Source organism: Pseudonocardia oceani (assembly GCF_019263585.2).
In the GTDB taxonomy this organism is placed as follows: Bacteria; Actinomycetota; Actinomycetes; order Mycobacteriales; family Pseudonocardiaceae; genus Pseudonocardia; species Pseudonocardia oceani.
In genome coordinates, this window is the sequence record NZ_JADQDF010000001.1 from 2,088,041 (window position 1) to 2,111,163 (window position 23,123).

A 23,123-nucleotide genomic window follows, 5' to 3' on the forward strand; every position below is an offset into this window, starting at 1 on the left:
GCAACCGGGCTCCCCTCCTGATCTCCCTAGTCCCCAACCCCTGGCAAGGAATCCGAGTCCCGGAAGGACACCGATCCTAGATGCGAACCCACACCTCCGACCGCAACCGGCCCGACCGCAGCGCCGAGACCCCGGCGCACATCGTCGCCGCGCTGGCCGACCACGACGCCGCCTACCGCAACGCGGCGGACCTGCCGCACACCACCGACGCCGAGCGGGCGACCCGCGCGGACCGCCTCGCCCTGGTCGTGGCCCGCCGGGCCGCCTGGTGGGGCGTGCTGTCCACCTGGACCTACCTGCACTCCGACAAGGGCGCCGTGTACGGCCGGGCCGCGATGATCGCCCGCGCCGCAGAGTGGGACCGGGCCCGGTTCTGGCGCGACACCGCCGCGGACTGGCGTGCCCGCGCCGAGCGCCGCCCGACCTCCGACGCAGCGGGTGCCCTGTCCAATTGGCACGAGCTGGGGGTGTCGGCATGAACGCCACGGCCACGACCACAGCCACCGGGCGGGACTGGCGGCACGACGCTGAGTGCGCCGATGTCGATCCGGAAATCTTCTACCCGCTCGACCTCGCCCCGTACGGGCCCGCCGTCACCGTGGCCCGGGAGATCTGCGCGGGCTGCCCGGTCCGGCTCGACTGCCTGCTCGACGTGATGGCCGGTGAGGACCCGGCCCGCCGGTGGGGGATCACCGCTGGGCTGACCCCTGACGAGCGGGCCGACCTGTTCGCCGGCCGCCGCCTGTCGTCGGCCCGGCCTGGGGCGGTGGCTGCGTGAGCGCCGCGACCCGTTCCCGTGTCAACGCCACCTTGACGGGCGGACGCACTCCGCGGGTGGTGGAGAATTCCGAGTTCGCCGCGTTCGGCCGCCGCATCATCCGGGCCGCTGGCCGCCGGATCGCCGCGGGCGACGTCGAGGCCCTGCCCGACCTCGCTGCGTTGTCGGCGGATCTCGACGCCGCGATCGGCGACGCGGTCACCGGGCTCCGGGCGGCCGGCTACTCGTGGGGCGAGATCGCCTCCCGCCTCGGCGTGACCCGGCAGGCCGCTCACCAGCGCTGGGCCGGCGGCCCGGCCGTCACTCGGGGGGTGGCGTGATGACCACGGCGCAACTCGTCCTGCTCGTCCTGGTCGCCGGTGGCGGGCTGTGGGTGCTGCACACGCTCGGCCGCTGGCTGACCCAACTGCTCGAAGCGCTCGCCGCGATCGCGGTCGTGTTTGTCACGGCCTGGCTGCTCATGAAGGGCGCGTGGAAGCTCGGGCGCTGGATCGTGCGGCACTGGCGCACCAGCGTCGGCACCGCGCTCGTCGTGGCCTGGTGCTACTTCCTGGGCTGGCCCTCCCTGCTCATCACCGCCGCCGTTCTGGGGCTCGGGCTGCTCGGCTGGCGATGGTGGGATCACGACTCCTTCGAGCCCTTGGCCGGCCGCCACCTGCGCGCGTGGTGGCTGCGCTGGGCGATCTACGCCCGCAAGATGCCCCGCTGGCTGCGCGCCTGCGGCCTCACGGTCGTCGAGCGGGATCCGGGCGTGCATGTGCAGGTCAACCCGTTCCGGCGCTCCGCGGTCCAGCCGAAGGCCACCGGCCGGGCCGATCAGGTTCCGCGCGTGGTCGGGGTCCGCTCCGGCGGCTCGTGGGATGAGGTCCGGGTGCGTCTGGTCCCGGGGCAGACGCCGGAGGACTTCGACCTTGCGGCCCGCTCCCTCGCCGTCGCGCGCGGAGTGTCGCGGTGTCAGGTGCGAGAGCTCGGGCCGAACCTGGTGTCGATCGACTACCAGCGCCACGACCGCCTCGCCTCCGTCGTCGACTGCCAGCCCCTCTGCGCGCTGTGGGGGGTGCTCGGGGAGCACATCGACTTCCGCCGCGTCTGGTCCGGGCGCACCGAGTACGGCACCGACTGGTTCCAGGCAATCGAAGGCAGCCACACCCTCGTGGCCGGCTCCACCGGCGCCGGGAAGAACTCGTTCACCTGGTCGCCGATCATCTCCATGGCCCCGGCCATCCGCGACGGCCTCGTCCGGGTCTCCGCGATCGACCCGAAGGGGATGGAGCTGGCGTACGGGCGGCGGGTGTTCCACCGCTACGCCTCCACCAGCAAGGACGCCCTGGCGCTGCTCGACGACCTGATCGACGGCATGACCGAGCGGAAGGAACGGTTCTCCACGCACAAGCGGGTCGTGCCGATCTCGCGTGAGTTCCCGTTGGAGCTGATCGAGTTCGATGAGATCGGCGCCCTGGTCCGCTACGTCGGGGACCGTAAGACCCGAGAGGCCATCGTGGAGCGCGTCGCCCTGCTGACCACGCAGGGCCGGGCGCTGGGCTACTCCGTGCGCGGCTACGTGCAGGAGCCGACCAAGGACACCGTCCCGGTCCGGGAGCTGTTCCCCCGCCGCATCTGCCTCCGCGTCGCCTCGAAGTCGCACGTGTCGATGGTGCTCGGCGAGCACGCTTACGACCGCGGAGCGTGGGCCAACCGCATCGGGGAGCACGAGCCGGGTGTGGGCTACCTGTTCGGCGAGGGCATCCGCGAGCCCATCCGCGTCCGCTCGGCATGGGTCCCGGACCACGTGATCAAGGACCTGGAGCGGTTCGTCACCACGCCCCTGATCGTGCCCGCGATCCCGGCGCAGGGCGGGCCGTTCTCCGTGCCCGTCCCCGCTCTGCAACCGACCGGAGGCCCCGCATGACCACCACCAACACCACCACCGATCCTGCGGCCCGCACTGTCGAGTACGACCAGCTCACCCGCGCACAGAAGGCGCTCATGTCCCTGTCCGGGGACGTCGCGCAGCAGCTCGCGGAGGACCACGGGGTCTGTGTCCGCCCATTGGCGATGCGGCGGATCGACCTCACGACCGGCCGGGTGGAGGTTGTCCCGGTCCCGTGCGGGGCACGGCGGGAGGACCTGTGCCGGCCGTGTGCGGAGAAGTGCCGCCGGACCCGGATGACCCAGTGCCGGGAGGGCTGGCACCTCGAGCACGAACCGATCCCGGACCGGCCGGCGCCCACCGAGACGCAGAAGGATCTGCTGGCCGTGCGGGCGGATCTGCACGCCGTCTATCAGGAGGAGGACGACGAGACCGAGCGGGAGGCGATCCGCAACACCGTCGCCGTCCTTGACGATGAGCTGCGCCGGGCCGGGGTGACGGGTCGTTTGGAACCGCTCGATCCGCCCGACCGGCCCGCGGTCAAGCGGTCCACCCGGCGCCGGCAGGACGCCCCGAACCTCCCCCGCCGGCCGGTGGAGAAGCGCACGCTCGGGCAGGTATTCGGCGGCAAGTTCCGGCCCTCGACGTTCCTCACGCTGACCCTGGACTCCTACGGGCGGGTGGACGGCGACGGGGCCGCGCTCGACCCGGACCGCTACGACTACCGCCGCGCCGCCCGCGACGCGATCCACTTCCCCAAGGCGGTGGACCGGTTCTGGCAGAACGCCCGGCGCTGCGTCGGCTGGGAGGTCCAGTACTTCGGGACCATCGAGCCTCAGAAGCGCGGCGCCCCGCACTTCCACGCCGCCATCCGCGGCAGCATCCCGCGCGCCGAGCTGCGGGCGATCACCGCCGCGACCTACCACCAGGTGTGGTGGCCCCACCACGACGACCAGGTCTACCGCGGCGACCACGTCCCGGTGTGGAACGACGACGCCCACGGCTTCGTCGACCCCGACACCGGCGACACGCTGCCCACGTGGGACGCGGCCACCGACCCGGCGGTGTTGCTCACCCCGGGGCACACGGTGACCTTCGGGGCGCAGGTCCACGTCAAGGGCATCCTCGGCGGCACGGAGGAGGCCGGCCGTCACATCGGCTACCTGACCAAGTACCTCACCAAGTCGGTCTCCCAGGCGGCTGGGCTGGTGGAGGACCCGAGCGTTCGGCAACGCGAGCACCGGCGCCGCCTGGTCGCCGAGCTGGAGAAGACGCCGTGCTCGCCGCAGTGCCCGATCTGGCTGCTGTACGGCGTGCAGCCGAAGAAGGTCAGACACACGGCAGTCCCCGGGCAGTGCAAGGGCAAAGCGCACCGGCCCGAGCACCTCGGCATCGGCGGACGTCGCGTCCTGGTCTCCCGCAAGTGGTCCGGGAAGACGCTCGACGACCACCAGGCCGAGCGGGCCGAGTTCGTTCGGCAACTCCTCGACCGGGCCGGCGTGCGCCCCGGCTACGCCGTGGATGACGGGCCGTTCGAGTGGGAGAAGACCCGGCCCGGTGATCCGGACGTGCCGACGAGACCCGCACTGCTGCTGCACGCGATCTCGCAGCGACAGCGCTGGAAAGCCGACTACGCCGCCGCCCAGGCCCTGGCCGGCGATCCACCCGACGATCGTTCGGCAACTGCTGGGGAGGCGGCGTGAAGCGCGTGGCAACGGTGGCCCGGACGGTCGTGGAGCAACTGACGGTGGACCAGCTCTGCGAGGAGCTGCAGGTGGCCCGGTCGACGTTCTACCAGTGGCGGCAGGTCGGGAAGGCCCCTCGATGCGTGCGGCTCCCGAACGGAGCAATCCGGGTCCGGCGCGATGATCTGGACTCCTGGTTGGCCTCGCTCGCGGATGCGGCATGAGCGGCGACGACGTCACGTCCTTCGACGTTCGCGTGTGGGCGGTGACGAAGCGGAGCCGGCGGGACGGGCCGAAGTACCGCACGCGCTGGGTCGTGGCCGGTCACGAGTGGCACGACACCTTCACGACGAAAGCGCTCGCCGACAGCTTCCGGTCCGACCTGGTCTCGGCGACTCGGCGCGGGGAGGCGTTCTCTCTCGCCACGGGCCGCCCTGTGACGTGGGAACGGCCGGTGGAGTCCGCGGTGTGCTGGTACGACCACGCCTGCGCCTACGTGGACATGAAGTGGCCGCACGCGGCCGGCAAGAGCCGTCAGGGCATCGCGGACTCGCTGGCGACCGTGACACCGGCGTTGCTGTCATCGGTCAAGAGCCGGCCCGGTGCGGAGGCGATGCGCGCGGCGCTCTACGGGTGGTCGTTCAACGCCCGGCGGCGGGCGAGCGGGCCACCAGATGAGGCGCATCGGCGGGCTGAACGGTGGGTCGCGGCGAACACGCGGCCGGTGCGGGATCTCGCCGATCCGGGGGTGCTGCGGCCGGCTCTCGATGCTCTGGCGCTGCGGATGGACGGGAAGCCGGCTGCGGCGTCGACGGTGGCCCGCAAGCGGGCGATCTTCTACAACGCCGTGGAGTACGCGGTGGAGCTCGGGCACCTGTCCGGCAATCCGGTGGCGTCGATCAAGTGGCGCGCGCCGAAGGTCACCGAGGCGGTGAACCCGCGGGTGGTGATCAACCACTGGCAGGCACGCGCACTGCTCGACGCGGTGCGGGCACAGGAACCGGTCGGCGGGCGCCTGGTCGCGTTCTTCGGGGTCATGTACTACGCCGCGCTCCGGCCGGGGGAGGCGGTCGATCTCCGGAAGGACGCCCTGTCGCTCCCGGCGAAGGGCTGGGGCGAGCTGTACCTGAGCACGTCGGCGCCCTCGGCCGGGCGCTCGTGGAGTGAGTCCGGGACCCGGCGGGAGCCTCGCCAGTTGAAGCACCGGGGCACGGAGGAGGTCCGGGTCGTGCCCTCTCCCCCGGAACTGACCGCGCTGCTGCACCAGCATCTCGACGACCACGGGACCACTCCCGATGGCCGGCTGTTCCGGGGCGTCCGCGGCGGCCCGCTCTCCGAGAGCCTGTACGGCCGGCGCTGGGCGGTCGCGCGAGCTACGGCACTGAGTACTGAGGAGGCCGGCTCCCCGCTCGCGCGCCGGCCCTACGACCTCCGGCACGCTGCCGTGTCCACCTGGCTCAACGGTGGCGTTCCAGCGCCCCAGGTGGCCGCGTGGGCGGGGCACAGCGTGGACGTGTTGCTCCGGGTCTACGCCAAGTGCATCTCCGGCCAGGACGCGACGGCGCGGCGGCGGGTGGAGGAGGCTCTGCGTGCCGGATCGTGAAGATCAGTCCGTGCATGGTCCGTGGATGGCCGTAAACAGCCGTCTGGAGCTGGACACAGCGGGACAGACCCAAAAGCGGCCCCTGACCGTGTATCTGCTGGTCAGGGGCCGCTTCTGCGGGGTGTGGCAGGTGAAGGATTCGAACCTTCGTAGGCTAAGCCGACGGATTTACAGTCCGCTCCCTTTGGCCACTCGGGCAACCTGCCCCGGTGCGCCGTAGCGCTCGACGAGGATACGACAGCCGGTTGCGGGGTGCGCCCCCGGCCCCGGCGATCAGGAGGACCGCATGGCAGACCCGTCGTTCGACGTGGTGAGCAAGGTCGACCGCCAGGAGGTCGACAACGCCCTCAACCAGGCCGCGAAGGAGCTCTCGCAGCGGTTCGACTTCCGCGGCACCGGCACCACGATCACGTGGTCGGGCGAGGAGGCACTGACGATCGAGTCCGAGACCGAGGAGCGGGCGCTGGCCGCCGTCGAGGTGTTCAAGGAGAAGCTGGTCAAGCGCAGCATCTCCATGAAGGCCTTCGAGGCGGGCGAGCCGGCGATCTCGGGCAAGGTCTACAAGGTCAACGGCAAGATCATCCAGGGCATCGAGTCGGAGAAGGCCAAGGAGATCAGCAAGGCCATCCGCGACGAGAAGTTCAAGGGCGTCCAGGCGCAGATCCAGGGCGACCAGCTGCGGGTGTCGGGCAAGAAGAAGGACGACCTCCAGGCGGTGATCGCACTGCTGAAGAGCAAGGACTTCGGCATCGCGCTGCAGTTCACCAACTACCGCTGACCGCTACGGCGCCAACCGCACCGGGTCGTGAGGCGGGCGCCGAAGGACAGGTCGGCGCCGTCGGTGACCGTCGCGTTGATCCCGGTGATGTCGACGAGCACGGGGCTGCCGGCGGCCAGGGTCGTGCCGGCGAGCTCCACCTCCTCGGTGGTGAAGTGCCACAGGCTCAGCGGCGCCGGCGGGTGGCGGCGCAGGACGTCGCGGACGAGGTCGTCGGCGGGCACCTCGCGGCCGCTGCCGTCGAGCGCGTCGGCGAGCAGGAAGCCCGCGGCCGGGTCGGTGGTGAGCTGACCGGCGAACAGCAATGTGAAGACCAGATAGTGCAGCGTGCCGGTCGGGGTGCCGTCGGGTACGGCGTCGCGCAGGTCCGCGGCCAGGCCGGTCCGGCCCGGCGCCAGCGCCGACGCCGCGAGCTCGCCGTAGGTGGCCATCGCGCGTCCGGTGGCGGCCGGGTCGCCGCTCAGGACGCCCCGGCAGGCCCCGGCCGCGCGGTCGATCTCGTCGAGCGGGACGCCGAGCAGCTCGCACAGGACCGTGAGCGGGTAGCGGGTGGTGAGGTCCGCCGCAAGGTCGACGACGGGCTCCCGCGCCGCGTCGTCGAGCAGGGCGCGGGCGATCTCGCGCACGCGCGGGGCGAACGCGGGATCCTTGCCGATGCGCGGGCCGACGAGCACCGCGCGGGCCAGCTCGTGGGCGGTGACGACGTACGCGGGCCCGCCGGGAGTGTGGCTGTCAACAGGGGCAGGGTGGACGAGCGCGAGCAGCTGGCGACGGAGGTCGTCGGGGCGCTGACCGGCTGGACCGTGGCCGTCGTGCAGTTCAACGGGATGGTCGCCGCACGCCTGCAGGTGGCCGGAACGGGTCGAGCAGCGCCGCGACCACCGACGGCGCCTCGACGTGCGCGTTGTGCCCCAGACCCGGCAGGTCGACGGGGTCGGGCACGAGCTCGCGCAGGAGCGCGGTGCCGACCATCCGGTCGTGCTCACCGCGGACCAGCCGCACCGGCACGCGGGCGCCGGCGACCAGAGCCGTCATCTCCGGGTCGCCGACGCCGAACGCGCGCACGTCGAGCGCCGCGCGCCACCGCCCGTCCTCCTCCACCACGCCGGCGTCGACGTCACCCGGTTCGACCAGCCCGGTGAGCCCGGCCAGGCGCAGGTGCCGCTCGACCGCCTCCTCGCGGGTGTCGAACAGCGCCGGCCCACGGGCGGCGAGCGCGGCGCCACGGGCGAGCTCGTCGGACGTCCACTCGACCTTGATGCCCAGCCCCACCACGGCCCGGACGCCCGGCCGGTTCGCCAGGTGCAGACCGACGACGCCGCCGAAGGAGTGCCCGAGCACGAGCGTGCCCGCCGGGTCGACCAGACCGGCGACGGCGTCGGCCACCGCCGCGAAGGTGTAAGCGGGCAACGGGGGCGAGCCGCCGTGGCCGGGGAGGTCGGGCGCCACGCACACCAGGGGGTCGAGCGAGGCGGCGACGCCCTCCCACACGTCGGACGTGGCGCCGAGCCCGTGCAGCAGCAGCACGGTGGGCGCACCGCTGCCCCGGCGCCGGACCCGCAGCCCGCTCACGCGCTCACCGGCGCTTCCCGGCGGCGGCAGGCCGCGGCGTAGGCCAGCGGCGGCATGCCGATGGCGTCGGTGAAGTCGCGGATGAAGTGCGACTGATCGTAGTAGCCCAGCTCCGCGGCGATCTCGGCCCACGGCCGGTGCTGCTCGGCGGCCAGCGCCGCGGCGGCCTCGTGCAGCCGGTAGCGGCGCAGCACCCACTTCGGGCTGACGCCGACGTAGCGCCGGAACAGCCGCTGCAGCGTGCGCGGGGCGAGGTCGAACCGGTCGGTGACGTCGTCGACGCGGGTGATCGTGCGGTCGCGCAGCAGCGCGGCGACGATCCGCCCGACGAGCTCGACCTGCGGGTCGTCGTCGGGCCACCGCTCCCTCAGGAACGCCTCGACGTGCCCGACGAGCGCGTCGACGGGGCCCGTCATCCGGGCGGCGAGCGCGTCGGCCGCCGGGCCCCAGAGCGCCGACGCCGGCACTGCCGTGCCCGTGAGGTCGCCGACCGGGCGGCCCAGGAACGGCAGGAAGGCCCCCGGCCGGAACTTGACGCCGAACACCCGGCCGGTGCCGTGGTAGGCGTAGGTGAAGCGGCCGAGCCCGACCCCGGAGACGGCGAGGCGCCCCTCGTCGAGCACCAGGTTGACGCAGGGGTGCGGCAGCAGCGTGACCGAGGCCTCGCGCCCGGGCGGCAGCTCCCACGTGACGACCCAGTGCCGCTCGACGAGCGCGGCGAGGTCGGGGGCGGGCGGGAGGCGCTCGAGCGTGAAGTCGACGTCGCGGACCCCGAGCACGCCGTGCTCGCTCGTCGTCGACAGGTCCGTGTCGGCCATGCCGACAGGATGCCCGCCAGCACCGACAATCACCGCATGGACGTTCGCGAGATCTACGCCAGGTGCAGCGCCGGGTTCACCGAGCGCGTGCGCACGATCGACCGCGCGTGGGACGCGCCCACCCCGCTGCCGGGCTGGGACGTCCGGACGCTGGTCCACCACCTCGTGCACGAGGAGGTCTGGACCCCGCCGCTGCTGGGCGGCGCGACGATCGAGGAGGTCGGCGACCGGTTCGACGGCGACCTGCTGGGACCGGACCCCGTCGTCACCCTCGAGGAGGCGGCGGCCGCGGCGCTGGCCGCCGTGCGGGCCGACGGCGTGCTGGAGCGCACCGTGCACCTGTCGTTCGGCGACCGCCCCGGCCGCGAGTACGTCCTGCAGCTCTCCGCCGACCACCTGGTGCACACCTGGGACCTCGCCCGCGCCCTGGGCGCCGACGAGCGGCTCGACCCGGAGGTGTGCGCCGCGGTGCTCGACTGGTTCCGCGTCGACACCGAGGCGCTCTACCAGCGGATCGGCGAGATCGGGCCGCGGGTCGAGGTGCCCGGCGGCGACGCGCAGGCGGAGCTCCTGGGGCGGTTCGGGCGCACCCCGTAGCAGCTCAGTGCCGGTGCAGGCCCATCTGCTCCAGCCGGCGGATGCGGTCCTCCATCGGCGGGTGCGTGGCGAACAGCCGCGCCATGTGCTCACCGGCCCGGAACGGGTTGGCGATCATCAGGTGCGACTGCGCGGTGAGCTGCGGGTCGGGCGGCAGCGGCGCGAGCTGGGTGCCGGCGGCGAGCTTGCGCAGGGCGGAGGCGAGTGCGAGAGGGTCGCCGGTGAGCGCGGCGCCGCTCGCATCGGCCTGGTACTCCCGCGACCGGCTCACCGCCATCTGCACCAGGCCGGCGGCGACCGGGCCGAGCAGCGCGATCAGCAGGAGCGCGACCGGGTTGGGCCGGTCGTCGTCGGCGCCGCCGAACAGGCCCGAGAACATGGCCATGTTGGCCAGGAAGCCGACGGCCGTGGCGAGCGCGCCCGCGACCGAGGAGATGAGGATGTCGCGGTTGTGGACGTGGGAGAGCTCGTGGGCCAGCACGGCGCGCAGCTCGCGCTCGTCGAGCATCTCCAGCAGCCCGGTCGTGGCGCACACGGCGGCGTGGCGCGGGTCGCGCCCGGTCGCGAACGCGTTGGGCGCCGCGGTCGGGGAGATGTAGAGGCGCGGCATCGGCTGGCGGGCGGCGCGGGAGAGCTCGCGCACGATGCGGTACATCGCCGGGTGCTCCGGCTCGGTGACGGGCCGCGCGTGCATCGCCCGCAGCGCCAGCCGGTCCGACCTGAAGTACGCCCAGCCGTTGACCGCCAGCGCGGCCACCACCGCGACGACCAGCCCGGTCCGTCCGAACAGCGACCCGACGAGCAGCAGGAGCCCGCTCATCCCGCCGAGCAGCAGCGCGGTCTTGAGGCCGTTCATGACGAGGTCCGTCCCTTCCGGTGTCGCTTGCCGTATCAACGAGCCACGACCGGGTGGTGTTCCGAAAGCGCTTGACCTCCACCCGCTGTCAGGTCGCACCCTCGGCGCGTGACCACGCTCGACACCGACGGCTACGTCGTCCTCGACTTCCTCCTCGACGCCGACCTCCTCGCCGCCGTGCGCGCCGCCATGACCGACGCCCTGCACCACGACGGCGCCCGCGGCCCCGGCGGCACCCTGCACGTGGACGACCTGTGCGGGCCCGCGGTGGAGGCCGTCTGGACCGCGCCGCGGCTCGTCGCGGCCGTGGAGCAGGTGCTGGGGCCGGACCCGGAGCGCGGCGCGCTGCACGTCCGCGCGCCGCACCCGGGCTTCGGCGCCCAGGCCCTGCACGCCGACTTCGCCGGCCCGCCGCCGCCCGAGCCGCAGGTGGCAGTGGCGATCGTCGCGCTCGTCGACGTCACCGAGGACGGGGGCGCGACCCGCCTCGTGCCCGGCACGCACCGCTGGAACCGCACCGCGCCGGGGAACACGGTCGACCGCACCTGGCCCGGCGAGGTGCGGGTGGCGCTGCCCGCGGGGTCGGCCGTGGTGCTCGACGGGCACCTGTGGCACTCGGGCACCCGCAACCGTTCCGACCGCCGCCGTGACGCCCTGCAGGTCACGTTCCGGCGGCGCGGGTGAGCCCCGGCGCGGCGTCCGACCCGGCCTTCGACCCGGCTTTCGGCACCGTGCTCGCCCGCGAGTTCGAGGACCCCGCGTACTTCGCGGTCCACCAGCTCACCGTGGCCGCCTACCGGCTCGACCACGCCGACGGCGGGAGCGACCACACCGTGGCCGCGCTGCTGTCGGTCCTGCGCGGCTGCCTCGACGACGGGCTCGAGGGCGCCCGGCTGCGCGCGCACGTCCGCCGCACCTCCGAGCAGCTGCGCGCGCACCCGCCGGGGCCCGTCCGGCGGGTGGGGCGCCCGCCCGGCACCGGGATCGCCGACGTCGCCCGCGCCCGTGACGCCGACGAGCACTGCGCGGTCGTGCGGCGGTGGGCGGCGGAGGTGTGGGAGGCCTGGCGCCCGGTCGCGGACGAGCTGGGCGTGTGACTCACCAGCCCCGCAGGTCGACCGCCCAGGTGTCGAGCACCTCGGGGTCGGGGTCGTCCCCCCGCACCAGGTGCATCCGCTCGTGCAGCGTGACGGTCGGGTCGACGTGCGCGGGCACGACCCGCACCCGGTCGCCCACGCGCAGCGGCGCGTCGGGCGCGAACGTGAGGTGCTCGTCGGAGCAGAACCACACCTGCGCACCCGGCACGACCGGGTTGCCGTGGTCCATGCCCAGCGCCTTGAGCCCGACGTCGGCGACGGCCCACCCGGGCACCTCCCCCGCCGGCGCCGTCACCGAGATCACCGTGCCCAGCACCGTCAGCGCCTGGCGGAACGGCAGCCCGGCCGCGGTGTAGGCGGTGTCCATCAGCGCGTAGGAGCCGGCCTGCACCTCGGTGACCCAGGTGTTCAGCGCGTACGTGCCGGTGCCGCCGCCGGAGACCAGCTCACCGCCGACGTCGGCGTGCGCGGCGAGCAGGCGCCCCATGCACTCCTCGGTGAGACGGGCGCGCTCGGCGACGTCGCCGAGCATCATGAGGTGGCCCTCGTAGCCCATGACGCCGCGAACGGTGAGCCCGGCGGCACGGGCGCGGTCGGCCAGCCGGCCGGCCCGGTCGGGCGCGATGCCGCAGCGGGGCAGCCCGACGTTGACGTCGACGAGCACCTCCCGCACCCCGCCCGCGACGGCCGCCGCGAGCGTCTCCTCGGAGTCGACCGCGAGCGTCACGCGCGCGTCGAGGGCGCCGAGGCGCCGGGCGTCGAGGACCTCGTTGGCCAGCAGCAGGTCCTCCCCCAGCCCGGCAGCGGCCATGCCCTCCACCTCGCGGACCGTCGCGCAGGTGAAGCCGGCATGGCCGACCCCGGTCTGCCGGCGGGCCAGCTCGGTCGTCTTGTGCGCCTTGACGTGCGGGCGCAGGCGCGGGCCGGGCAGGGCCGCAGCCATGTCGGCCAGGTTGGCGTCCAGCGCGTCGACGTCGACGAGCAGCGCCGGGGTGGTCAGGTCCGAGACCCTCATCCGAGTACCCGCTCCAGGTAGGCGTTGGTGAACCGGCGTGCCGGGTCGAGGCGCTCGCGCAGGGCGGTGAACGCGTCGAACCCCGGGTAGGACGGGCGCAGGTCGGCCGCCGTGCGCGTGTGCAGCTTGCCCCAGTGCGGGCGCCCGTCCAGCCCGCGCAGCACCTGCTCGACCGCCCCGAAGTACGCCTCGTGCGGCTGCCCGCGGTGCACGTGCACGGCGAGGTAGGCGCTGTCGCGGCCGTGCGCGGTGGACAGCGGCACGTCGTCGGCGGCGGCGACGCGCACCTCCACCGGGAACAGCACGTCGCGGGCGTGGCGGGCGGCCGCGGCGCGCAGCCCGTCGAACGCCTCGCCCAGCGCCTCGCGCGGCACCGCGTACTCCATCTCCAGGAACCGCACGCGGCGCGGGGTGGTGAACACGCGGTAGGAGCGGTCGACGTACCCGGCGGACGCCATCCGCGCGGCGACGAACCGGTTGAGCCGGGGCACCAGCGACGGCGCGGCGCGCCCGATCCGCCCGACCGCACCGAACCCCGCGTTGCCCAGGAGCTCGTCGCCGACCCACTCCGCCACCCGGCCGCGCCGCGGGGACTCCGCGTCCGTGCGGTGGTTGCGCTTCGTCGCGGCCACGTCGGTGTGCGGGAACCAGTAGAACTCGACGTGGTCGGCGGAGGTCATGAGCCCGTCGAGGTCGGTGAGCACGGCGGCCAGCGGCACCGCCACCTCGACGGCGTGCAGCCGGAACGCGGGCACCGTCGCGAGTGTGACGCCGACCAGCACGCCGAGCGCCCCCAGCCCGACCCGCGCAGCGGAGAACACGTCGGGGTGCGCCGACGGCGAGCAGTGCAGCAGCGACCCGTCGGCGGTGACCAGGTCGAGGGCCCGGACCTGCGCCGCGATCCCCCGGTGCGCCGCGCCCGTGCCGTGGGTGCCGGTGGAGATCGCGCCCGCGACGGTCTGGGCGTCGATGTCGCCGAGGTTGGGCAGCGCCCGCCCGTGCTCCCACAGCAGCGCGTTGAGGCGGTGCAGCGCCAGACCGGCGGGCACCGTGACCAGGTCGTCGTCGAACCGCACGGCCGCCGGGTCCGCGGGCGCCACGAGGGCGACGCCGTCGGGCACGCCGATGCCGGTGAACGAGTGCCCGGAGCCGACGGCCTTGACCCGCAGCCCGTCGCGCTCCGCGGCTCGCACCGCCTCCACGACGTCATCCGCGTCGCGCGCGACCACCGTGCGGACGGGCTCCGTGCGCTGGTTGCCCGCCCAGTTCCGCCAGGCCACGGCGCTAATGCGGAGCGCCGTGCGTGGTGAAGTGCTCCATGGGCACCGTGACGAACAGCGCCGTCGCCTCGACCGCGACCGGCCCGTCCGGGGAGTCGAGCCGGCCCACGCCCGAGCACCACACCTTGCGGCCCTCGCGCGCGTCGATCCGGGTGCGCAGGTGCAGCACCGACCCCACGGGCACGGGGCGGCGGAACCGCGTCTGCAGCTCGGCGGTGACCGAGGGCTCGCGGTGGTGCACGGCGAGCGCCCCGAGGGCCTCGTCGAAGGCGGCCGCGATCACGCCGCCGTGCGCGATCCCCGGCGCGCCCTGGTGGTGGCGCTGCACGGCGAACGTGCTGGTCATCGTGACGTCGTCGCCGACGGTCTGCCGCAGCCGCAGGCCGCCCTCGAGCTCGCCGCAGCCGAAGCAGCCGCGGAAGTGGGGCGGCAGTTCGGTGCCGGGCGCGGGGGTGTCGGGGTGCGAGGCGGGACGGACGGCGCCGTCGGGCACGGACAGGGACATGTACCGGACGGTAGCCGCCGCTGGTGCAGGATGCCCCCATGGCCGACATCACCAGTTCCGAGATCCGGGTCCTGCGCACCACGACCGACGGCGTCGCGGTCCTCACCCTCTCGCACCCGGCGCGGCGCAACGCGATGAACCTGGAGCTGTCCGGGCTGCTCGCCGACGCGATCGCCGCGGCCGTGGCCGACCCGGAGGTCGGCGCGGTCGTCGTCACCGGCGAGGACCCCGGCTTCTGCGCGGGAGGCGACCTCGCCGAGCTCGCGACGGCCGACCCCGCGACCCTGCGCCGCGTCTACGGCGGCTTCCTCGCGCTCGCCGAGTGCCCGCTGCCCACGATCGCCGCCGTCAACGGCGCCGCGGTCGGGGCCGGCCTCAACCTGGCGCTCGCCGCCGACGTCCGCCTCGCCGGGCCGAAGGCGAAGTTCGACGCCCGGTTCCTGCCGCTGGGGCTGCACCCCGGCGGCGGCTACACGTGGATGGCGCACCGCGTCCTGGGCGCGCAGGGGGCGGCGGCGCTGACGCTGTTCGGCGAGGTCGTCGACGCCGAGGAGGCGCAGCGGATCGGGCTCGTCCACCGCACCGTCGACGACGTGGTGGGCGCGGCCGTCGAGATGGCCGCCCGCGCGGCCGCCACCCCGCGCGACCTCACGCTGGCCACCAAGGCCACCCTGCGGCTGACGGCGTCGATGGCCTCGCAGCTCGATGCGCTGGAGGTCGAGGTGCGCGCGCAGGCCGAGTCGGTGCACTCCGAGGAGTTCCGCACCCGGCTCGCCGCGCTGCAGGCGAAGATCAGCCGTTCCTGAGCGCGGCACACGGGCCTGACCATCGGGTGTGACATCGGGCAGGGTGCGGGGACACCGGGGCGAAACGAGAGCTAACCTCGCCCTTGAGTACTCTCCGCACCCGTCCGGAACGAGGACACCACCTACCCATGACTGCCACCCCCGACACCGCTGTCGACCGCACCGAGGTCGTGGAGAAGGACCGGGTGGTCATCCGTTTCGCGGGTGACTCCGGCGACGGCATGCAGCTCACCGGCGACCGCTTCACCTCCGAGACCGCCGCGTTCGGCAACGACCTCTCGACGCTGCCGAACTTCCCCGCCGAGATCCGCGCACCTGCCGGCACCCTGCCGGGCGTGTCGTCGTTCCAGCTGCACTTCGCGAACTACGACATCCTCACCCCCGGCGACCGCCCCGACGTGCTGGTGGCGATGAACCCGGCCGCGCTCAAGGCCAACGTCGCCGACCTGCCCCCGGGCGGGGTGCTGATCGTCAACACCGACGAGTTCACGAAGCGGAACCTGACGAAGGTCGGCTACGCGGCGAACCCGCTCGAGGACGACTCGCTGGAGCAGTACGCGGTGCACGAGGTCGCGATGGCCACGCTGACGATGGGCGCGCTGGCCGAGACCGGGCTGAGCAAGAAGGACGCCGAGCGGGCGAAGAACATGTTCGCGCTCGGGCTGCTGTCGTGGATGTACCACCGCCCCCACGAGGGCACCGAGCGGTTCCTGCGGGAGAAGTTCGCGCGGCGCCCCGACCTGGCCGAGGCCAACATCCTGGCGTTCAAGGCCGGGCACGCCTACGGCGAGACCACCGAGGCGTTCGCGGTGACCTACCAGGTCAAGCCGGCGCCGCTGCCGACCGGCACCTACCGCCAGATCACCGGCAACACCGCGCTGTCCTACGGCCTGGTCGCCGCGGGGCGCACCACCGGGCTGCCGGTGTTCCTGGGCTCCTACCCGATCACGCCGGCCAGCGACATCCTCCACGAGCTGTCCAAGCACAAGTCGTTCAACGTGACGACGTTCCAGGCCGAGGACGAGATCTCCGGCGTCGGGGCGGCGCTGGGCGCGAGCTTCGGCGGCGCGCTGGGCGTCACCACGACCTCCGGGCCGGGTCTGTCGCTGAAGTCGGAGACCGTCGGTCTCGCGGTGGCCCTGGAGCTGCCGATGATCGTCGTCGACGTCCAGCGCGGCGGCCCGTCCACCGGGCTGCCGACCAAGACCGAGCAGGCCGACCTGCTGCACGCGATGTTCGGGCGCAACGGCGAGTCGCCGGTGCCGATCGTGGCCCCGCAGAGCCCGGGCGACTGCTTCGACGCCGCGCTGGAGGCGGCCCGGATCGCGGTCACCTACCGCACCCCGGTGCTGCTGCTGTCCGACGGCTCGCTGGCCAACGGGTCCGAGCCGTGGAAGGTGCCCGACATCGACACCCTCACCCCGGTCGACCCCGGCTTCGCCACCGAGCCCAACGCCCCCGACGGGACCGGCGAGTTCTGGCCCTACCTGCGCGACGACGACACCCTGGCCCGCCCGTGGGCGATCCCGGGCACCAAGGGCCTGGAGCACCGCATCGGCGGCCTGGAGAAGGCCGACGGGCGCGGGTCGATCTCCTACGACCCGGCCAACCACGACCGCATGGTGCGGCTGCGCGCGGCGAAGGTCGACGGCATCACCGTGCCCGACCTGCAGGTCGACGACCCCAACGGCGACGCCGAGCTGCTCGTCCTGGGCTGGGGCTCCACCTACGGCCCGATCGGGGCCGGGGCGCGCCGCGTCCGCGCGATGGGCCACAGCGTCGCGCAGGCCCACCTGCGCCACCTCAACCCGCTGCCGGCCAACCTCGGCGAGGTCCTCGCGAGCTACCGCACCGTGCTGGTGCCCGAGATGAACCTCGGCCAGCTCGTGCTGCTGCTGCGCGCCCGCTACCTCGTCGACGCGAAGAGCTACACCAACGTCACCGGGCTGCCGTTCAAGGCCGAGGAACTGCAGGACCTGTTCCTGAGCTACCTCGCCACAAACAGCATCACAGGAGAGCTGGCATGACCGCGCTCGATCTCGGACTGCCGTCGATCGGGGGCCTCGACGGGGTCCCCACCACGACCGACAAGCAGACCGCCAAGGACTTCACCTCCGACCAGGAGGTTCGCTGGTGCCCCGGCTGCGGCGACTACGCCGTGCTCGCCGCCGTGCGCCAGTTCCTCCCGACGCTGGGGATCAAGCGCGAGAACACCGTCTTCATCTCGGGGATCGGGTGCTCGTCGCGGTTCCCCTACTACCTCAACACCTACGGGATGCACTCGATCCACGGGCGCGCCCCGACCATCGCCACCGGCCTGGCCGTGTCCCGGCCCGACCTGTCGGTGTGGGTCGTCACCGGTGACGGCGACGCGCTCTCCATCGGCGGCAACCACCTGATCCACGCGCTGCGCCGCAACGTCAACCTCAAGATCCTGCTGTTCAACAACCGGATCTACGGGCTGACCAAGGGCCAGTACTCGCCGACCTCCGAGGTCGGGAAGGTCACCAAGTCCACGCCCATGGGCTCGGTCGACCACCCCTTCAACCCGGTGTCGCTCGCACTCGGCGCCGAGGCCACCTTCGTCGGGCGGGCCATCGACTCCGACCGCAAGGGCCTCACCGCCGTCCTGGGTGCGGCCGCCGCGCACCGCGGCACCGCACTCGTCGAGATCTTCCAGGACTGCCCGATCTTCAACGACGGGTCGTTCGACGTCCTGCGCAAGGGCGACGACGTCGAGGAGCGCCTGATCCACCTCACCGACGGCGAGCCGATCCGCTTCGGCCCCGCAGGCGACGACGGCCTGGGCACCTTCGCCGTGGTCCGCGAGGGCTTCGGGCTCGGCGTCGCGAAGGCCGCCGAGGTCGACGCCTCGGAGATCGTGGTGCACGACGCGCGCGACCACAACCTCGCGTTCGCCCTGTCCCGGCTCTCGGACCAGGACCTCACCCACACCGTCACGGGCATCTTCCGCGACGTCGACCGCACCACCTACGACGACGCCACCCGCGCCCAGGTCGACCAGGCTCGCGAGGCCGCCGCCGCCAAGGGCGGGCCCGACCTGCAGGCCCTGCTCCACGGCCGCGACACCTGGACCGTCGTCGGCTGACCGGACCACCCGCGCCGCCGCCCCTCCCCGCACCGCGGGGAGGGGCGGTGTCGTTCCCGGGGGTCGAGGGTCAGCGGGCGTCGCGCCCCTCGTCGTCGGTGGGCCCGTGCTGCTGCGGGATGGGCGGGGCCAGCCCGGACGGCTCGACGCCGAGCAGGTCGAGCGCCGCGCGGGCGCGGTGCCCGGGCCGTTCCGGCGGGCCCGTCGGCGGCATGTCGAGCGCCGCGAGGGCGGGATCGACGGGCGGCGCGGGCGGGTCCTGCGGCGGCGCCGGCGGCTCGGCCGGGGCCGCCACCGGCAGCGCGGTCGGCACCGGCTCGGGCACCGGCACCGGCGGCCGGGCGCGGCGCAGCGGCCGCACGAACAGCAGCCACGTGACCGCCGCCCCGAGCAGGAACGCGACGGCGCACAGCACCCACACCTGGGCGACGAACCAGGCCACGGCTCCCCCTACCTGATCTCGAACTCGACGCGCCGGCTGGCGGCGAGGGTGTCCAGGGGCGCGGTCGCGCCGAGGCCGACCGCCGTGATGCGGGCCGGGTCGACGCCCCCCGCGACGAGGGCCTGCGCGACGGCCGCCGCCCGCCGCTCCGACAGCCCCTGCGCGCCCTCCGGCGAGCCCGGGGTGTCGGCGACGTGCCCGGTGAGCCGCACCGCGGCGTCGGACGGGGCGAGCACGGCGGCGACGGCCCGCACCGTCTCCGCGGCCGCACCCGGCAGCTCCGCGCTGTTCGCCGGGAACGTCACCGGCGAGGCCGCGACGAGCGCCGCGACCCGGTCGGCGACCGGGGCCTCCTGCGCGGTGGGTACCTGGGCCGTCGGCACCTGTCCGGTCGGCGCCTGCTCCGCGCCCGTCACGGGACCCGCGGTGACGACGGTGGTCGGCAGCGACGCGGCGGCGGACACGGACGGGGCGGCGGGCGGTACGGCCGCGTCCGGCTCGGCCCAGGCCGCCGCGACCCCGGCCAGCACCGTCGGCACGGCGAGGAACGCCGCGCACCACTGCAGGCGCGCGGTGCGCAGGGAGGACATGGCGGCTCCAGGGAAGGGGGAGGACCCCCGGGTGATCAGAAGCTCCCCGACGACAGTCACGGGACGATCACGACCCGGCGGCACTTCGGAGCCGGAACGCTCTCGGGATGCCCCCTCCCACCGCGTCCCGGCTCCGGAGTGCGGGAGGGGGCGGCGTGTTCTGATGGTCCCGTGAGTGTTCTCGAGCGGCCCGCTCTGTCCGGGCGGGGTGTGGGGGCGGCGGTCGCCGCGTACTCGATGTGGGGGCTGTTCCCGGCGTTCTGGCCGCTGCTGGCCCCCGCGGCGCCGGTCGAGGTGCTGGCGCACCGCATCGGATGGACGGCCGTGCTGATGGTCGGCGTGCTGACGGTCCTGCGCGGCTGGGGCGAGCTCGCGACGCTGCGGCTGCGGTCCTGGCTGACGGTGTTCGCGGGCGGGGTCTTCATCGCCGTCAACTGGGGCGTCTACATCGGGTCGGTGTTCGCGGGGCTCGTGATCGAGGCGGCGCTGGGCTACTTCATGAGCCCGCTGGTGAGCGTCCTGCTGGCCGTGGTGGTGCTGCGGGAGCGGCTGCGGCCCGCGCAGTGGACCGCCGTCGCCATCGCCCTGGTCGCGGTCCTCGTGATCGCCGTCGAGGGCGGGCGGCCGCCGTGGATCGCGCTCGTCCTGGCCACCTCGTTCGGCCTCTACGGGCTGATCAAGAGCACCGTGCCCCTGACGGCCGCCGCGGGCCTCACGGCCGAGAGCCTCGCTCTGGGTCCCGTCGCGCTGGGCGTGATCGCGTGGTTCGAGCTGACCGGCACCGGCACGATGGGCGGGTTCGGCGCCGGCCACCTGCTGCTGCTGGTCGCGGCCGGCCCGGTGACGGCCGTGCCCCTGCTCCTCTACGCCGTGGGCGCCCGGAGGGTGCCGCTGAGCACGATCGGCGTGCTGATGTACATCAACCCGACCCTGCAGTTCCTGTGGGGCGTGCTCGTGGTGCGCGAGGAGGTCTCGCCGCTGCGCTGGGCCGGGTTCGCGCTCGTGTGGGCCGCGCTGGTGGTGTTCACCGTCGACCTGGTGCGCACCTCGCGTTCCGACCGCGCCGCCCGCCTGGCCCCGCTGGCGTAGCGGGTCAGGCGGTGCGGTCGACCATGTAGGCGGTGAGCGTGGCCAGCGCGTCGGCCGCGGAGCACCGCGGGAGCTGCTCGAGCTCGCGCTGCGCGTCCTTCGCCTGGGCGGCGAGCACCTCGCGGGCGCGGGCGATGCCGTCGCCGCGGCGCAGGAGCGTGAGCGCCTCGTCGACCTCGGCGTCCGCGGAGATCGGGTGGGCCAGCAGCGTCCGCAGCCGCTCCGCGTCGGCCCCGGAGCCCTGCATGGCGAACAGCATCGGCAGCGTGTGGACACCCTCTCGCAGGTCGGTGCCCGGCGTCTTGCCCGAGTCCTCCGACGCCGAGGCGATGTCGATGATGTCGTCGGAGATCTGGAACGCGGCGCCGACGATCGCGCCGAACCGGTGCAGCGACTCGGTCTGCTCCGGCGCGCAGCCGGAGAACATGCCGCCGTAGCGGCCCGCGGTGGCGATGAGCGAGCCGGTCTTCTGCGCGATGACCCCGAGGTAGTGCTCCACCGGGTCCTCGTCGGGACGCGGCCCGCGCGTCTCGCGCATCTGGCCCGTGACCAGCTCGGCGAACGTCAGCGCGATGATCCGCACCGCGTCCGGTCCGAGGTCGGCCACCAGGCGCGAGGCGTGGGCGAACAGGAAGTCGCCGGTGAGGATGGCGACGGTGTTGTCCCAGCGGTGGTTCGCGCTCTCCGCGCCGCGGCGCATCGTCGCGGAGTCCATGACGTCGTCGTGGTAGAGCGTGGCCAGGTGGATGAGCTCGACGACCGCGGCCGCCGTGATCACGTCCGGCGACTCCGGCCGCGGCCCCATCTGCGCCCCGAGGAGCGTGAACAGGGGCCGGAAGCGCTTCCCGCCCGCCTCGATGAGGTGCAGGGACGTCTCGGTGACGAACCGGTAGTCGCTGTGCACCTCGCGGCGCAGCAGCTCCTCCACGCGCTCGAGCCCGGCCGTCGTGGAGCCGGCCAGATCCGCGTCACCCAGCTCGACGCCCGCAACCTCGTAGTTACTCACGCCCCTAGCCTACGAACACTCCGCCGGCCGCCCACTCCAAGGCCAGCGTCGGCAGCACGCCCAGCAGCAGGGTGATGAGCACGCCGAGCGTGATCGCGGCCGTCGTGAACGCGCCCGGCACCGTGACGGACGGGCCGTCGGGGGCGGGCTCGCTGAAGAACATCAGCACGATGACGCGGAGGTAGAAGAACGCCGCGATCGCGCTGGCGATCAGGGCGATCACCACCAGCGGGCCCATCCCGTCGCCCAGCGCGGCGGAGAACACCGCGAACTTGGCGGTGAAACCGCTGGTCAGCGGGATGCCGGCGAGCCCGAGCAGCAGGAACGCCATCGTGTACGCGACGACCGGCGACCGCTTCGCCAGCCCCGCCCACTGCGACAGGTGCGACGCCTCGCCGTCGGCGTCGCGCACCAGGCTGATCACGCCGAAGATCGCGAGAGTGTTGAAGCCGTAGGCGAGCAGGTAGAACAGCGAGCCCGAGATGCCGCCGGGGGTGATCGCCATCGCACCGAGGAGCAGGAAGCCCGCGTGCGCGACCGAGGAGTAGGCCACCATCCGCTTGATGTCGGTCTGGGTGAGACCGATCACCGCGCCGATCACCATCGAGGCGATGGCCACGGCCCACAGCACGCCGCGCCACTCCCAGCGGGTGTCGCCGAAGGCGACGTGCAACACGCGCAGGATCCCGCCGAACGCCGCGACCTTGGTGCAGGCCGCCATGAACGCCGTGACCGGCGTGGGCGCACCCTGGTAGACGTCGGGCGTCCAGGTGTGGAAGGGGCCGACCGAGGCCTTGAACATCAGGCCGACGACCAGCAGCGCGAGCCCGGCGTAGAGCAGCGCGTCCGACCGCGCGGAGCCGACGGAGGCCTCCGCGACGTCGGACAGGCGCACGGAGCCCGCGTAGCCGTAGATCAGCGCGAGGCCGTAGAGGAAGAACGCCGAGGCGAACGCCCCGAGCAGGAAGTACTTGACCGCCGCCTCCTGCGACAGCAGCCGGCGCCGCCGCGCGAGCCCGCACATCAGGTACAGCGGCAGCGAGAGCACCTCTAGGGCGATGAACATCGTCAGCAGGTCGTTCGCCGCGACGAACGTCATCATCCCGGAGAGGGCGAAGAACGTGAACGGGAAGACCTCGGTCTGCATCGTCGGCGCCGCAGAAGGATCAGACCCAGGCGGAGAGCCGTAGTCGCGGTCCTCCGGGCCGGCACCGGTGCCGGTGGACCGGCCGCCCACGGCCGCCCGGGCGATGGCCGAGGGCAGGATCGCGCCGCCCGGCTCCACCGAGCGGTCGGCGATCAGCAGCACGCTGCCCAGGCCGAGGGCGAGCAGTGTGCCCCACAGGAACAGCGTGGGCCGGTCGACGGCGAGCGCGGCCGAGAGCGTGACGACGCCGTCGGGCCCGGCACCACCGGCGTAGATGCCGAGCGTGAGTCCGGCCGCGGCGATGCCGACGACCGACAGCGCGACCTGGGCCGGCCAGCGCTGGTGGCGCGGCAGGAACGCCTCGACGAGTACGCCGACCAGCGCCGTGCCGAGGATGATCAGCAGCGGTGCGATGGCCGCGTAGTCGATCGGGGGCACCTCGATGCCCTGAGCCAATGCGGTCTGCGCCACTACGGTCTG

26 protein-coding genes and 1 tRNA gene are annotated in these 23,123 nt (G+C 73.8%); 15 read left to right on the top strand and 12 right to left on the bottom strand.

Annotated elements, in window-relative coordinates; all coding sequences use genetic code 11:
* Nucleotides 1-80: 80 nt before the first annotated feature.
* The 7 genes from I4I82_RS10370 to I4I82_RS10400 are packed head-to-tail and all read left to right on the top strand — an operon-like array spanning nt 81 to nt 5,936.
* Nucleotides 81-479, top strand: coding sequence for a hypothetical protein (locus I4I82_RS10370; protein ID WP_218591781.1), 399 nt, complete (start codon nt 81-83; stop codon nt 477-479).
* The gene (locus tag I4I82_RS10375) at nt 476-778 is read left to right on the top strand and encodes a WhiB family transcriptional regulator (RefSeq protein ID WP_218591780.1); all 303 of its coding nucleotides are present in this window, start codon (nt 476-478) and stop codon (nt 776-778) included. Before I4I82_RS10370 ends, I4I82_RS10375 begins: the two co-directional genes overlap by 4 nt.
* 56 nt (nt 779-834) lie before the next feature.
* The gene (locus tag I4I82_RS10380) at nt 835-1,098 is read left to right on the top strand and encodes a helix-turn-helix domain-containing protein (RefSeq protein ID WP_218591779.1); all 264 of its coding nucleotides are present in this window, start codon (nt 835-837) and stop codon (nt 1,096-1,098) included.
* Complete coding sequence (locus I4I82_RS10385; protein WP_218591778.1) at nt 1,098-2,687, top strand: FtsK/SpoIIIE domain-containing protein; 1,590 nt, start codon at nt 1,098-1,100, stop codon at nt 2,685-2,687. Before I4I82_RS10380 ends, I4I82_RS10385 begins: the two co-directional genes overlap by 1 nt.
* Complete coding sequence (locus I4I82_RS10390; RefSeq protein WP_218591777.1) at nt 2,684-4,351, top strand: replication initiator; 1,668 nt, start codon at nt 2,684-2,686, stop codon at nt 4,349-4,351. Before I4I82_RS10385 ends, I4I82_RS10390 begins: the two co-directional genes overlap by 4 nt.
* Nucleotides 4,348-4,557, top strand: coding sequence for a helix-turn-helix transcriptional regulator (locus I4I82_RS10395; RefSeq protein ID WP_218591776.1), 210 nt, complete (start codon nt 4,348-4,350; stop codon nt 4,555-4,557). The genes I4I82_RS10390 and I4I82_RS10395 overlap by 4 nt, the downstream gene beginning before the upstream one ends.
* On the top strand, nt 4,554-5,936 hold the full coding sequence (locus I4I82_RS10400; RefSeq protein WP_218591775.1) for a tyrosine-type recombinase/integrase: 1,383 nt from the start codon (nt 4,554-4,556) through the stop codon (nt 5,934-5,936). The genes I4I82_RS10395 and I4I82_RS10400 overlap by 4 nt, the downstream gene beginning before the upstream one ends.
* A 124-nt stretch (nt 5,937-6,060) precedes the next feature.
* Here I4I82_RS10400 and I4I82_RS10405 read toward each other — a convergent pair.
* A tRNA-Tyr gene (locus I4I82_RS10405) sits at nt 6,061-6,142 on the bottom strand.
* 80 nt (nt 6,143-6,222) lie between these two features.
* Here I4I82_RS10405 and I4I82_RS10410 point away from each other — a divergent pair.
* The gene (locus I4I82_RS10410) at nt 6,223-6,714 is read left to right on the top strand and encodes a YajQ family cyclic di-GMP-binding protein (protein ID WP_172157603.1); all 492 of its coding nucleotides are present in this window, start codon (nt 6,223-6,225) and stop codon (nt 6,712-6,714) included.
* Here I4I82_RS10410 and I4I82_RS10415 read toward each other — a convergent pair.
* From I4I82_RS10415 to I4I82_RS10425, 3 genes are all read right to left on the bottom strand, one after another.
* Nucleotides 6,705-7,388: a cytochrome P450 family protein gene (locus tag I4I82_RS10415; protein WP_218591774.1), complete on the bottom strand. Its 684-nt coding sequence runs from the start codon at nt 7,386-7,388 to the stop codon at nt 6,705-6,707. The genes I4I82_RS10410 and I4I82_RS10415 overlap by 10 nt on opposite strands.
* Nucleotides 7,389-7,533: 145 nt before the next feature.
* Nucleotides 7,534-8,286, bottom strand: coding sequence for an alpha/beta fold hydrolase (locus tag I4I82_RS10420; RefSeq protein WP_218591773.1), 753 nt, complete (start codon nt 8,284-8,286; stop codon nt 7,534-7,536).
* Nucleotides 8,283-9,104 carry a helix-turn-helix domain-containing protein gene (locus I4I82_RS10425; protein WP_218595657.1) on the bottom strand — a complete coding sequence of 274 codons (822 nt, stop codon included), beginning with the start codon at nt 9,102-9,104 and terminating at the stop codon, nt 8,283-8,285. Before I4I82_RS10425 ends, I4I82_RS10420 begins: the two co-directional genes overlap by 4 nt.
* 36 nt (nt 9,105-9,140) lie before the next feature.
* Here I4I82_RS10425 and I4I82_RS10430 point away from each other — a divergent pair, with 36 nt between their 5' ends.
* Nucleotides 9,141-9,701 (top strand): TIGR03086 family metal-binding protein, encoded by a 561-nt coding sequence (locus I4I82_RS10430; protein ID WP_218590420.1) that lies wholly within the window; start codon nt 9,141-9,143, stop codon nt 9,699-9,701.
* 4 nt (nt 9,702-9,705) lie between these two features.
* Here I4I82_RS10430 and htpX read toward each other — a convergent pair whose 3' ends face one another.
* Nucleotides 9,706-10,557 (bottom strand): zinc metalloprotease HtpX, encoded by an 852-nt coding sequence (htpX, locus tag I4I82_RS10435; protein WP_218590421.1) that lies wholly within the window; start codon nt 10,555-10,557, stop codon nt 9,706-9,708.
* A 108-nt stretch (nt 10,558-10,665) separates the two neighbouring features.
* Between htpX and I4I82_RS10440 the strand changes: the two genes are divergently transcribed.
* The gene (locus tag I4I82_RS10440) at nt 10,666-11,241 is read left to right on the top strand and encodes a phytanoyl-CoA dioxygenase family protein (protein ID WP_218590422.1); all 576 of its coding nucleotides are present in this window, start codon (nt 10,666-10,668) and stop codon (nt 11,239-11,241) included.
* Nucleotides 11,238-11,654: a DUF5946 family protein gene (locus I4I82_RS10445; RefSeq protein ID WP_218590423.1), complete on the top strand. Its 417-nt coding sequence runs from the start codon at nt 11,238-11,240 to the stop codon at nt 11,652-11,654. The genes I4I82_RS10440 and I4I82_RS10445 overlap by 4 nt, the downstream gene beginning before the upstream one ends.
* 1 nt (nt 11,655) lies before the next feature.
* On the opposite strand, the gene I4I82_RS10450 is transcribed toward I4I82_RS10445, so the two are convergent.
* The 3 genes from I4I82_RS10450 to I4I82_RS10460 are packed head-to-tail and all read right to left on the bottom strand — an operon-like array spanning nt 11,656 to nt 14,454.
* On the bottom strand, nt 11,656-12,669 hold the full coding sequence (locus I4I82_RS10450; protein ID WP_218590424.1) for an alanine racemase: 1,014 nt from the start codon (nt 12,667-12,669) through the stop codon (nt 11,656-11,658).
* Complete coding sequence (locus I4I82_RS10455; protein WP_443690119.1) at nt 12,666-13,958, bottom strand: D-arabinono-1,4-lactone oxidase; 1,293 nt, start codon at nt 13,956-13,958, stop codon at nt 12,666-12,668. Before I4I82_RS10455 ends, I4I82_RS10450 begins: the two co-directional genes overlap by 4 nt.
* Nucleotides 13,954-14,454 (bottom strand): PaaI family thioesterase, encoded by a 501-nt coding sequence (locus I4I82_RS10460; protein WP_218590426.1) that lies wholly within the window; start codon nt 14,452-14,454, stop codon nt 13,954-13,956. The genes I4I82_RS10455 and I4I82_RS10460 overlap by 5 nt, the downstream gene beginning before the upstream one ends.
* A 38-nt stretch (nt 14,455-14,492) precedes the next feature.
* Between I4I82_RS10460 and I4I82_RS10465 the strand changes: the two genes are divergently transcribed.
* The 3 genes from I4I82_RS10465 (at nt 14,493) to I4I82_RS10475 (ending at nt 18,369) form a co-directional block, all read left to right on the top strand.
* A complete protein-coding gene (locus tag I4I82_RS10465; RefSeq protein WP_218590427.1) occupies nt 14,493-15,260 on the top strand; it encodes an enoyl-CoA hydratase in 768 nt (255 codons plus the stop codon).
* 128 nt (nt 15,261-15,388) lie between these two features.
* Nucleotides 15,389-17,287: a 2-oxoacid:acceptor oxidoreductase subunit alpha gene (locus I4I82_RS10470; protein ID WP_218590428.1), complete on the top strand. Its 1,899-nt coding sequence runs from the start codon at nt 15,389-15,391 to the stop codon at nt 17,285-17,287.
* Nucleotides 17,284-18,369 (top strand): 2-oxoacid:ferredoxin oxidoreductase subunit beta, encoded by a 1,086-nt coding sequence (locus I4I82_RS10475; protein ID WP_218590429.1) that lies wholly within the window; start codon nt 17,284-17,286, stop codon nt 18,367-18,369. Before I4I82_RS10470 ends, I4I82_RS10475 begins: the two co-directional genes overlap by 4 nt.
* 70 nt (nt 18,370-18,439) lie before the next feature.
* Here the strand turns inward: I4I82_RS10475 and I4I82_RS10480 are convergent, their stop codons facing one another.
* A complete protein-coding gene (locus tag I4I82_RS10480) occupies nt 18,440-18,811 on the bottom strand; it encodes a hypothetical protein (protein ID WP_218590430.1) in 372 nt (123 codons plus the stop codon).
* A gap of 8 nt (nt 18,812-18,819) precedes the next feature.
* Nucleotides 18,820-19,401, bottom strand: coding sequence for an OmpA family protein (locus I4I82_RS10485; protein ID WP_218590431.1), 582 nt, complete (start codon nt 19,399-19,401; stop codon nt 18,820-18,822).
* Between the two features lie 171 nt (nt 19,402-19,572).
* Between I4I82_RS10485 and rarD the strand changes: the two genes are divergently transcribed.
* Nucleotides 19,573-20,490 carry an EamA family transporter RarD gene (rarD, locus tag I4I82_RS10490; protein ID WP_226369979.1) on the top strand — a complete coding sequence of 306 codons (918 nt, stop codon included), beginning with the start codon at nt 19,573-19,575 and terminating at the stop codon, nt 20,488-20,490.
* 4 nt (nt 20,491-20,494) lie between these two features.
* Here the strand turns inward: rarD and I4I82_RS10495 are convergent, their stop codons facing one another.
* Together I4I82_RS10495 and nuoN are read right to left on the bottom strand one after the other, a co-directional pair.
* Entirely contained in the window at nt 20,495-21,496 is a 1,002-nt protein-coding gene (locus I4I82_RS10495; RefSeq protein WP_218590432.1) for a polyprenyl synthetase family protein, read from the bottom strand.
* Between the two features lie 4 nt (nt 21,497-21,500).
* Nucleotides 21,501-23,099 carry an NADH-quinone oxidoreductase subunit NuoN gene (gene nuoN, locus I4I82_RS10500; protein WP_218590439.1) on the bottom strand — a complete coding sequence of 533 codons (1,599 nt, stop codon included), beginning with the start codon at nt 23,097-23,099 and terminating at the stop codon, nt 21,501-21,503.
* Between the last annotated feature and the right edge of the window lie 24 nt (nt 23,100-23,123).